Origin of the sequence: Streptomyces sp. NPDC007095, from assembly GCF_040634475.1 — a bacterium.
GTDB lineage: Bacteria > Actinomycetota > Actinomycetes > Streptomycetales > Streptomycetaceae > Streptomyces.
Genome location: NZ_JBEYFS010000001.1, coordinates 122,352 through 133,499, shown reverse-complemented (window position 1 = coordinate 133,499; position 11,148 = coordinate 122,352). Strand labels below are relative to the sequence as shown.

The window sequence follows — 11,148 nt, the reverse complement described above, 5'->3', positions numbered from 1 at the left end:
CTGAATCGTGGAGAACCTGATTGCGCTGCTGGTAGCGGCGCCTCTGCTCGGAGCGGCCGTACTGCTGTGCGGTGGCCGGCGGCTCGATGCCGTCGGCCACTGGATCGGCACGGCGCTCGCGGCCGCGTCCTTCGTGATCGGCGCGATCCTCTTCGCCGACATGCTGGGCAAGAGCGCGGACCACCGGGCCATGAGCCAGTACCTGTTCAGCTGGGTCCCCGTCGAGGGCTTCCAGGCGGACGTCTCCTTCCAGCTCGACCAGCTGTCGATGACGTTCGTCCTGCTGATCACCGGCGTCGGCTCACTGATCCACCTGTACTCGATCGGGTACATGGAGCACGACGAGCGGCGCCGCCGCTTCTTCGGCTACCTGAACCTGTTCCTCGCGGCGATGCTGCTGCTCGTCCTCGCCGACAATTACCTGCTGCTGTACGTCGGCTGGGAGGGCGTCGGCCTCGCCTCGTACCTGCTGATCGGCTTCTGGCAGCACAAGCCCAGCGCCGCCACCGCCGCGAAGAAGGCCTTCCTGGTCAACCGCGTCGGCGACATGGGCCTGTCGATCGCCATCATGCTGATGTTCACCACCTTCGGGTCCTTCGCCTTCGGGCCGGTGCTCGGTACCGAGGGGCACCCGGGGCTCGTCGGTGGCGCGACCGAGGGCAAGCTCACCGCCGTCGCCCTGATGCTGCTGCTCGCCGCCTGCGGCAAGTCCGCCCAGGTGCCGCTGCAGTCCTGGCTCGGAGACGCGATGGAGGGCCCGACCCCGGTCTCGGCCCTCATCCACGCCGCGACCATGGTGACCGCGGGTGTCTACCTGATCGTCCGCTCTGCCGCGATCTTCAACGCCGCGCCCGACGCCCAGCTCGTCGTCACCGTGGTCGGCGCCGTCACGCTCCTGTTCGGTGCGATCGTCGGTTGCGCGAAGGACGACATCAAGAAGGCGCTCGCCGGATCGACGATGTCGCAGATCGGCTACATGGTGCTGGCCGCGGGCCTCGGCCCCATCGGCTACGTCTTCGCGATCATGCACCTGGTGACGCACGGCTTCTTCAAGGCCGGACTGTTCCTCGGCGCCGGCTCGGTCATGCACGGCATGAACGACGAGGTCGACATGCGCAAGTACGGCGGCCTCCGAACGTACATGCCGATCACCTTCGTCACCTTCGGCCTCGGCTATCTCGCCATCATCGGCTTCCCGGGTCTGTCCGGCTTCTTCTCCAAGGACAAGATCATCGAGGCGGCCTTCGCGAAGGGCGGTACCGAGGGCTGGATCCTCGGCGGCGCGGCCCTGCTGGGCGCGGCCATCACGGCGTACTACATGACCCGCGTGATGATCATGACCTTCTTCGGGGAGAAGCGCTGGCAGCCGGACGCCGAAGGCCATGAGCCGCACCCGCACGAGTCCCCGCGGTCCATGACGATCCCCATGATCGTGCTGGCCTTCGGATCGGTCTTCGCGGGCGGTTTCTTCAGCATCGGCGACCGCTTCCTCAACTGGCTGGAGCCGGTCACCGGGCACTCGGAGGGCAACTCGCCCGTCAGCGCCCTCACCGTCACGCTGGCCACCATGGTGCTGCTCGTCGTCGGCGCCGGAATCGCGTACGCCCAGTACGGGCGCAGCCCCGTCCCGGTCGTCGCCCCGCGCGGTTCCCTGCTCACCCGGGCCGCCCGGCGCGACCTGCTCCAGGACGACTTCAACCACGTCGTGCTGGTACGCGGCGGGGAGCACCTCACACGCTCCCTGGTGTACGTCGACCACACCCTGGTCGACGGGGTCGTCAACGGCACCGCGGCCTCCATGGGCGGCCTCTCCGGGCGGCTGCGCAAGTTGCAGAACGGCTATGCGCGCAGTTACGCGGTCTCGATGTTCGGCGGTGTGGCGATCCTCGTCGCCGCGACCCTGCTGATGAGGGCGGTCTGATACCGATGTCCTTTCCTCTGCTGACAGCGACGGCGGCGCTCCCGGCGATCGGGGCGATCGCCACGGCCGCCGTGCCGGCCGCGCAACGCGTCGCCGCCAAGTGGCTGGCGCTGCTCGTCTCGCTCGCCACGCTCGTCCTGGCCGCGATCGTGCTCGTACGCTTCGACCCCGGCGGCGACCGTTACCAGCTCACCGAGTCCCATGCCTGGATCAAGGACTTCGGAGTGCGGTACGAGCTGGGCGTCGACGGCATCGGGGTGGCGCTCGTCGCGCTGACCGCGCTGCTGATCCCGTTCGTGATCCTGGCGGGCTGGCACGACGCCGACCCGCAGGAGACAGGAAACTCGCGCTGGCGACCGACCCAGGGCTTCTTCGCCCTGATCCTGGCCGTCGAGGCGATGGTGATCCTCTCCTTCGAGGCCACCGACGTCTTCCTCTTCTACATCTTCTTCGAAGCCATGCTGATCCCGATGTACTTCCTCATCGGCGGCTTCGGGGACCGTGCCCACGAGCACGGGGACGACGCGGCGGCGACCCAACGCTCCTACGCCGCGGTGAAGTTCCTCCTCTACAACCTGGTCGGCGGCCTGATCATGCTGGCCGCCGTCATCGGCCTCTACGTAGTGGCCGGAAACTTCTCGCTCCAGGAGATCGTGCAGGCCCGCGCCAGCGGTTCGCTGCACATGGCGACCAGCACGGAGCGGTGGCTGTTCCTCGGCTTCTTCTTCGCGTTCGCGGTGAAGGCGCCCCTGTGGCCGCTGCACACCTGGCTGCCCAACGCCATGGGAGAGGCCACGGCCCCGGTCGCGGTACTGATCACGGCGGTGGTCGACAAGGTCGGCACCTTCGCGATGCTCCGCTTCTGCCTCCAGCTCTTCCCGGAGGCGAGCAAGTGGGCGACGCCGGTCATCCTCGTCCTCGCCCTCATCAGCATCATCTACGGGGCGCTGCTCGCGGTCGGTCAGCGGGACATCAAGCGGCTGGTGGCGTACGCGTCGATCTCGCACTTCGGGTTCATCATCCTGGGCATCTTCGCGATGACCAGCCAGGGCCAGTCGGGCGCGACGCTCTACATGGTCAACCACGGGATCTCGACCGCCGCCCTGATGCTGGTGGCGGGCTTCCTGATCTCGCGGCGCGGCTCGCGTCTGATCGCCGACTACGGAGGGGTGCAGAAAGTCGCCCCGGTGCTCGCGGGCACCTTCCTGATCGGCGGCCTCGCGACCCTCTCGCTCCCCGGGCTTGCGCCCTTCGTGAGTGAATTCCTGGTCCTGGTGGGCGCGTTCGAGCGCTACCCGGCCGTCGGCATCGTCGCCACCTTCGGCATCGTCCTCGCCGCGCTCTACACGCTCGTCCTCTATCAGCGGACGATGACGGGCCCGGTGAAGGCGGAGGTCGCCGAGATGCCCGACCTCAGGGTGCGTGAGCTCCTGGTGGTCGCCCCGCTGATCGCCCTGCTGATCTTCCTGGGCGTCTATCCGAAGCCGGTCACCGACATCGTCAACCCGGCGGTCCAGCAGACCATGTCCGACGTCCATAAGACGGACCCCAAGCCCGAGGTGGAGGCGGCCAAGTGAGCGCAGCAGCCGTCCACAGCCTGTGGACAACCGCGGCCGAACCGATCTCCAAGATCAACGCGCCGAAGATCGAATATGGGCAATTGTCGCCCACCCTGATCGTGATCGGGGCGGCGCTCGTAGGGGTGCTCGTCGAGGCCTTCGTGCCGCGCAAGTCCCGTTACTACACGCAGGTCTTCCTGTCCGTCGTCGCGCTCGCCGCCGCCTTCGCCGCGGTGGTCGCACTTGCGGCGGGCGGATACGGCACCACGAAGGCGCATATCGCGGCCATGGGCGCGATCGCCGTCGACGGACCGTCCCTGTTCCTGCAGGGCACGATCCTGCTGGCGGGCATCCTCGGTGTCTTCACCTTCGCCGAGCGACGGCTCGACCCGGAGGCGCACGGCAACCGCGTCGACTCGTTCGCCGCGCAGGCCGCCTCCGTGCCCGGCAGCGACAGCGAGAAGGCCGCGGTGAAGGCCGGGTTCACCACCACCGAGGTGTTCCCGCTGCTGCTCTTCGCGATCGGCGGCATGTTGGTCTTCCCGTCGGCCAACGACCTGCTGACGCTGTTCATCGCGTTGGAAGTCTTCTCTCTGCCCCTCTACCTGCTGTGCGCCGTGGCCCGCCGCAAGCGGCTCATGTCGCAGGAGGCCGCAGTCAAGTACTTCCTGCTCGGCGCCTTCGCCTCCGCGTTCACCCTCTTCGGCATCGCCCTGCTCTACGGCTACGCGGGCTCCGTGTCGTACGCGACGATCGCGCAGGTCGTGGACGGCACGATCCCGAACGTCGACCTGGCGCTCGCCGGCACCATGGGCAACGACGTGCTGCTGCTCATCGGCGCCGCGATGGTCGTCATGGGCCTGCTCTTCAAGGTCGGCGCGGTGCCGTTCCACATGTGGACGCCCGACGTCTATCAGGGCGCGCCGACACCGGTCACCGGCTTCATGGCCGCGGCGACGAAGGTGGCCGCCTTCGGGGCGCTGCTGCGACTGCTGTACGTCGTCCTGCCGGGCCTGCGCTGGGACTGGCGGCCGGTCATGTGGGCCGTCGCGATCGTCACCATGCTGGGCGGTGCGATCGTCGCGATCACCCAGACCGACATCAAGCGGCTCCTTGCGTACTCGTCCATCGCGCACGCGGGATTCATCCTCGCGGGCGTCATCGCAACCTCGCCGGACGGTGTCTCGTCGGTCCTCTTCTACCTGGGCGCGTACTCGTTCGTGACGATCGGGGCCTTCGCGGTCGTGACCCTGGTCCGGGACGCGGGCGGCGAGGCCACGCACCTGTCCAAGTGGGCGGGCCTCGGACGCCGCTCCCCGCTGGTGGCGGCAGTCTTCGCGGTCTTCCTGCTGGCGTTCGCCGGCATCCCGCTGACCTCCGGCTTCGCCGGGAAGTTCGCCGTCTTCAAAGCGGCGGCGGAGGGCGGCGCGGGCCCGCTGGTCGTGGTCGGTGTGATCTCGTCGGCGATCGCGGCGTTCTTCTACATCCGCGTGATCGTGCTCATGTTCTTCAGCGAGCCCCGGCCGGAGGGACCGACGGTCGCCGTGCCCTCGCCGCTGACCATGACGGCGATCGGGTTCGGCGTGGCGGTCACGCTGGTGCTCGGTGTGGCGCCGCAGTACTTCCTGAACCTGGCGAGCCAGGCGGGAGTCTTCGTCCGCTGAACCACGCACGGACCGGGCCCCGCTCCCTCCTCGTGACGGAGCGGGGCCCGAGCTGTGATCAGCGCATCGCGTGCCCCGTCTGAGCCGCCTGGCCCGGACGGACCGGGCACTTGACCGTGGGATTCCAGCGGTCGAACAAACCGTTGGGGTTGTGCTTCCAGAGCCAGACATGCAGGTCGTAGTGGATCGGCATGGCCGTGTAGTGGCCGGGGATCGGCCCGTCGAACTTCCGCCCTCCGAACACCGAGGGTCTGTCGTCGCTCGTCTTCAGCTTCCGGTCGGCGTCGGGAACGATCCACTCCACCCCGACGAGCTTGCGCTTCCCGTGCTTCCCGTCCTCATAGAGGAGAGACGCGGGCTGAGCCGGGTCGACCGAGCCGTAGATGGACTCGTCGAAGTAGTGGTAGCCCATGCTCCGTGGCCCCCCCCCGGGTCCGAGGAGCGCGGATAGGGGGACGTATCCGTCGGCGATGGCGACCGACTCGTCGAGGTACTTCGCGGTCGCGTGTACGCCGTGGCCAGTTCCGCCGGGACCTTCGGGTCGACGGGGCCGTCCGCGGCCGCGGTGTGAGCGGGGACGGCGGCCAGCGAGACGGAGGCGACGGCCGCCGTCGCGAGAGCGAGGGCGGTCCTGAGGGACGCTGGGACATGCGGGGGCTCCTAGGCGTGAGAGGCGTACGTGACGGTGCCGGTCCTTCGGCCGCGGGCCCCCTCCTCCTGCCCGGGCAGCATGTTCCCGGCTGGAGAGGCGTCGCCATGCGCGTGGGGCCAACGGATTGGACGCGCGCAGGGCGCGCCGTGCAAGGAGGTGAGACCGGCGGGACGCGAGTGCGTAGGGAAGCCGATCGGTCGCAGCCTGTGGATAACTCTCGGGCTGTCGGCGCGGACCCCTATCGTGGACGCAGTGGTCGAGGCGCGACGTACGGGGGACAGGACGATGGGCGGGACGGGTGTGATGACCGGAGCGGACGCGACGGGGACGCTGGCAGAGAGCGAGGCACTGGCCACGCTCCACCGGGTCTTCGGGTACGACGCCTTCCGCGGCGAGCAGGAAGCGATCATCGAGCACGTGGTGGCGGGCGGTGACGCTGTCGTCCTGATGCCGACGGGTGGCGGCAAGTCTCTCTGCTACCAGATTCCGGCCCTGGTCAGACCGGGTACGGGAGTCGTGGTCTCGCCCCTCATCGCGCTGATGCAGGATCAGGTGGACGCGCTGCGCGCGCTGGGCGTGCGCGCCGGGTTCATGAACTCCACGCAGGACTTCGACGAGCGGCGTGTGGTGGAGGCCGAGTTCCTGTCAGGGGAGCTCGACGTGCTCTACCTGGCCCCGGAGCGGCTGCGCCTGGAGACCACGCTGGACCTGCTGTCACGGGGGAAGATCTCCGTCTTCGCGATCGACGAGGCGCACTGCGTGGCCCAGTGGGGCCACGACTTCCGCCCCGACTATCTGGCGCTCTCACTGCTGGGCGAGCGCTGGCCGGACGTCCCGCGTATCGCGCTGACGGCCACGGCCACCCGCGCGACGCACAAGGAGATCACCCAGCGCCTGGCCATGCCGACCGCCCGTCACTTCGAGGCCAGCTTCGACCGTCCCAACATCCAGTACCGGATCGTCCCGAAGGCCGACCCCAAGAAGCAGCTGCTGTCCTTTTTGCGCGATGAGCACGCGGGCGACGCGGGCATCGTGTACTGCCTCTCGCGCAACTCGGTCGAGAAGACGGCCGAGTTCCTCTCCCGCAACGGCGTCGAGGCGGTGCCGTACCACGCGGGTCTGGACGCGGGCACCCGCGCCACCCACCAGTCGCGCTTCCTGCGCGAAGAGGGCCTGGTCGTGGTCGCCACCATCGCCTTCGGCATGGGTATCGACAAGCCGGACGTGCGGTTCGTCGCCCACCTCGACCTGCCCAAGTCGGTCGAGGGCTACTACCAGGAGACGGGACGCGCGGGCCGTGACGGACTGCCGTCCACCGCATGGATGGCGTACGGGCTTCAGGACGTCGTCCAGCAGCGCAAAATGATCCAGGGCTCCGAGGGCGACGAGGCGTTTCGCCGCCGGGCCGCCGCCCACCTGGACTCGATGCTGGCCCTGTGCGAGACGGTCCAGTGCCGGCGCTCCCAGCTCCTCGCCTACTTCGGCCAGGACCCGCACACCCCGGCATGCGGCAACTGCGACACGTGCCTCGCACCGCCCGAGACCTCGGACGGCACGGTCGTGGCACAGAAGCTGCTGTCCACGGTGGTACGGCTGCAGCGCGAGCGTGGACAGAAGTTCGGCGCCGGCCAGATCATCGACATCCTGCTGGGGCGGCGCACCGCCAAGGTGATCCAGTTCGATCACGACCAGCTGTCCGTGTTCGGCATCGGTGAGGACCTCGCCGAGTCCGAATGGCGCGGCGTGGTGAGGCAGTTGCTGGCGCAAGGCCTGCTCGCGGTCGAGGGCGAGTACGGGACGCTGGTGCTGACCGAGGAGAGCGGGACGGTGCTGCGGCGCGAGCGTGAGGTGCCGCTCCGCAAGGAGCCGCCGAAGCCGACCGTCTCCCGCTCGTCCTCCTCGTCCTCGCGGGGCGAGCGCAAGGCCAAGGCCGCTGTGGCCGACCTGCCCCAGGAGCTCGTCCCCGCCTTCGAGGCCTTGCGCTCCTGGCGCGCCGGACAGGCCAAGGAACAGGGCGTCCCGGCGTACGTCATCTTCCACGACGCCACGCTCCGGGAGATCGCCACGGTGTGGCCCACCTCGGTCGAAGGCCTCGGCGGCATCAGCGGGGTGGGCGAGAAGAAGCTCGCGACGTACGGAGAGGGCGTGGTCGCAGTGCTCGCCTCCCTGGGCGGCGGCGCCCCCGGAGCAGCACCGGCTCCCGCGGCCGGTGAGGCACCGGACCCGGACTGGCCCGAGATGGACGCGGAACCCGAGCCGGAGGACTGGATATAGGGCGCCCCGGCCCTCTGCCCGACGCTGTGGTCACAGGGCCCGTGACGCGTACGCCCTGACGTCCGCGTCGGAGTCCGCCGTGCCCGTGTGGCCAGGGCCACGCGGGCGCCCTCGTCGATCGCGGAGCGCCGTACGAGAGCCAGGACCGCCGCCTTGCGGACGTCGGCGTTCGGGTCTTCCAGAGCCCGGGCGAGCGCCGGGACGGCGACCCCGGCCTCCGCGGCGGACAGCGCGGTCGCGGCGCCGGAGCGCACCTGCCAGGTGGGGTCGGCCTGAGCGGCGACGGCACGCACGGCCAGGGACGCGGGGCAGCCGGTGACGGCCAGCGTCGTGAAGGCCGCTGCCCGGGCCAGGGCGTCCGGGTCGGTAGTGAGCCGGTCGAGGGTGTCCTCGACGAGCTTTCCCGGGGTCACGTTGGCGAGGGCCTTGGCCACCGTGACGCGGACCACGCGGGACGGGTCGGCCGCTGCCCGGCTCAGGGGCTCCGTGGCGTCGACGGAGACCAGGGCGCGCACGGCTTTGACGCGGACGGCGGTTTCGGGATCGGCGAGGGCGTTCGCGAACAGTTGGGCGTCGCCCGGGCGCAGCGCGCGCAGGACGTCCAGGGCGGTGGCGCGTACGACGAGATCGCCCTCGGTCAGGGCGGCGGCGAGGCCCTCGCGCAGGTCCGGCTCGGCCGGCAGGGTCTCCCGCAGCTCCCGCAGCTCCCGCAGCTCCCGCAGCTCCCGCAGCTCCCGCAGCTCCCGCAGCTCCCGCAGCTCCCGCAGCTCCCGCAGCTCCCGCAGCGAGGCCGCGGCGGTGGCCCGTACGTCGCCGTGCGGGTCCCGGAGTGCGGCGGCGAGGGCGCGACCGGTGCCGGGCGGCACGGTCTCGGTGAGGACGCCGACGGCCGAGCGTCGGACAGCGGGGGACGGGTCTTCCAGGCAGGGCAGCAGCGCGCTGAGTTCGGGCTCCTGTTCCGTGAGGGTGAGGAGTGCGAGGAGGCGGGGCGAGGTGCCGCCGCCGGTGTGGTCGAGTCCCCTTCCGTCAGGATCGGTGACGGAGACGAGGCGGGTGGGGCGGCCGAGCTGTTTGCCGCGGGCCGCGTTGATCAGCGGCGGGAAGTCGCGCATCGAGCCGATGTCGATCTTACCGGCGGTCATCCGGGCGGTGATCGGGGCGCCGGTCGCGTAGTCCTCCCAGTTCACCTTGTACGTGGTGCCGTCCCCGAGGGCGTTGAGCTCCTTCTCGAAGTAGCCGAGGGAACGAAGCAGGGTTCCCGCCGTGACGGTGTTGGTGGTCTTGGACTGGTAGCCGACCGTGATGGTGACCGTGGAGCCGGCGCCGGTGGGCGGCGCCGGTGGTCGCGCCGGGGCCGGCGTGCTCTCGGATGCGTTCGGTGGGCATGCGACGGACCATACCGACGGGGTGCGGGTGGTGGTGTTGCTGGAGTGTTGCGCCACCTGTCGATGGCGAGGGCCGGGGGTTGGCCTGCGGTTTCGGTCGGGAGGAGGGGAGATCTGCCACCCATGGGGGCATGGTGTGGGGCGGGGGTGTCTTGTGGGTGCGGGGGCGTGGGACCGGCGGGGTAGGGGTTTTCGCCCCCCACCGCACCTACCCGTCCCATCCCAGGGACGCCGCCCCTTCGACCCCCTTTCGCCCCTCTGGGGACGCCTCTCCCTGGGGGACTACCGCGGGGCGGGGAGTCCCCTCCCCCGGGGGACCCCCGGGGGGCTTCGCCCCCGCATCCCGACGGGGTTTGCGCCCCGGGAGCATCCCGGGCCGGAGTCAGGAAGGGTCGGGTGCCGGGGTGATGCGGCCCGTCACCTCGCCCAGCCCCACCCGCGTGCCGCCGGGGCCCGGGGCCCAGGCCGTCAGGGTGACTTCGTCGCCGTCCTCCAGGAAGGCCCGCTTGCCGTCGGGGAGGTCGAGGGTGTCGCGACCGTTCCAGGTGAGTTCCAGGAGGGAGCCGCGCTCGTGCTCGGAGGGGCCGCTGACCGTTCCCGAGCCGTACAGGTCGCCGGTGCGCAGGGAGGCTCCGTTGACCGTCATGTGGGCCAGTTGCTGGGCGGCCGTCCAGTACATGGTGGAGAAGGGTGGTTCGGAGACGACGTGGCCGTTGACGGCGACGGAGATACGGAGGTCGTAGCCGCCGGGCTCGTCCTCGGAGTCGTCCAGGTAGGGGAGGAGGGGGTGCGTGCGGGCCGGGGGCGCGACCCGTGCGTCGTCCAGCGCGTCGAGCGGGGTGATCCAGGCCGACACCGAGGTGGCGAAGGACTTGCCGAGGAAGGGGCCGAGAGGGACGTACTCCCAGGCCTGGATGTCACGCGCCGACCAGTCGTTGAGGAGGCAGAGGCCGAAGACGTGGTCGCGGAAGGAGGAAAGGGGGACAGGCGTGCCCCTGGTCGAGGGTGCGCCGACCACGAAGCCGACCTCCGCCTCGATGTCGAGTCGGACGGAGGGGCCGAAGACGGGGGCGGTGTCGGAAGGGGCCTTGCGCTGGCCCGAGGGGCGGACCACCTCCGTGTCCGACACCACGACCGTGCCGGAGCGGCCGTGGTAACCGATCGGCAGGTGCTTCCAGTTGGGGGTGAGGGAGTCGGTGGCGTCGGGGCGGAAGATCTGGCCGACGTTCCGGGCGTGGTTCTCGGAGGCGTAGAAGTCGACGTAGTCCGCGACCTCGAAGGGGAGGTGCAGGGTCACCTCGGAGAGGGGGTGCAGGAGGGGCGCGATGGTCTCCCGGTGGGCCGGGACCGTCACCCAGGCGGTGAGTGCGCGGCGTACGTCGGACCAGGCCGTGCGGCCGGCGGCGAGCAGCGGGTTCAGGGTGGGCTGCGCGAGCAGTTCGGCGTACGGGGAGCCGAGTGCCCGGGCGGTCGCTCCCGCGTCGAGGACATGGTCGCCGAGCCGGACGCCGACGCTCCGCTCGGACGCTCCGGCCCGGGAGAAGACGCCGTAGGGGAGGTTGTGCGGGCCGAAGGGATCGCCCTCGGGGACGTCGAAGGGGGGCATCGGGTGGTGCCTCGCTTTCGTGGTCGTGCGCGCTGTGTGATCCGTGTGATCTGGCTTGGCCGTGTGATCCGCGCGGTGCGTGTGTGG

General features: G+C 70.3%; 6 protein-coding genes and 2 pseudogenes. 4 read left to right on the top strand and 4 right to left on the bottom strand.

The genetic code is table 11. The features are described 5' to 3' along the window. Positions 1-7: 7 nt before the first annotated feature. From nuoL to nuoN, 3 genes are read left to right on the top strand one after another with little or no spacing between them, the layout of a single operon-like run. The gene (gene nuoL / locus ABZ656_RS00685) at positions 8-1,921 is read left to right on the top strand and encodes an NADH-quinone oxidoreductase subunit L (protein ID WP_101400045.1); all 1,914 of its coding nucleotides are present in this window, start codon (positions 8-10) and stop codon (positions 1,919-1,921) included. 5 nt (positions 1,922-1,926) lie between these two features. Next, positions 1,927-3,498 (top strand): NADH-quinone oxidoreductase subunit M, encoded by a 1,572-nt coding sequence (locus ABZ656_RS00680; RefSeq protein ID WP_101400046.1) that lies wholly within the window; start codon positions 1,927-1,929, stop codon positions 3,496-3,498. Continuing rightward, positions 3,495-5,144 (top strand): NADH-quinone oxidoreductase subunit NuoN, encoded by a 1,650-nt coding sequence (gene nuoN, locus ABZ656_RS00675; RefSeq protein WP_101400047.1) that lies wholly within the window; start codon positions 3,495-3,497, stop codon positions 5,142-5,144. Before ABZ656_RS00680 ends, nuoN begins: the two co-directional genes overlap by 4 nt. A 58-nt stretch (positions 5,145-5,202) precedes the next feature. On the opposite strand, the gene ABZ656_RS00670 is transcribed toward nuoN, so the two are convergent. Next, entirely contained in the window at positions 5,203-5,556 is a 354-nt protein-coding gene (locus ABZ656_RS00670) for a hypothetical protein (protein WP_101400048.1), read from the bottom strand. Between the two features lie 525 nt (positions 5,557-6,081). Between ABZ656_RS00670 and recQ the strand changes: the two genes are divergently transcribed. Continuing rightward, entirely contained in the window at positions 6,082-8,070 is a 1,989-nt protein-coding gene (gene recQ, locus ABZ656_RS00665; protein WP_101400049.1) for a DNA helicase RecQ, read from the top strand. A 30-nt stretch (positions 8,071-8,100) separates the two neighbouring features. On the opposite strand, the pseudogene ABZ656_RS00660 reads toward recQ, so the two are convergent. From ABZ656_RS00660 to fahA, 3 genes and pseudogenes are all read right to left on the bottom strand, one after another. Next, positions 8,101-9,065, bottom strand: a pseudogene (locus tag ABZ656_RS00660) (HEAT repeat domain-containing protein); the annotation flags it as partial. A 15-nt stretch (positions 9,066-9,080) separates the two neighbouring features. Beyond that, positions 9,081-9,389: pseudogene (locus ABZ656_RS00655) on the bottom strand (ABC transporter substrate-binding protein); the annotation flags it as partial. Between the two features lie 448 nt (positions 9,390-9,837). Further along, a complete protein-coding gene (gene fahA, locus ABZ656_RS00650) occupies positions 9,838-11,061 on the bottom strand; it encodes a fumarylacetoacetase (RefSeq protein WP_360263070.1) in 1,224 nt (407 codons plus the stop codon). Positions 11,062-11,148 lie beyond the last annotated feature (87 nt).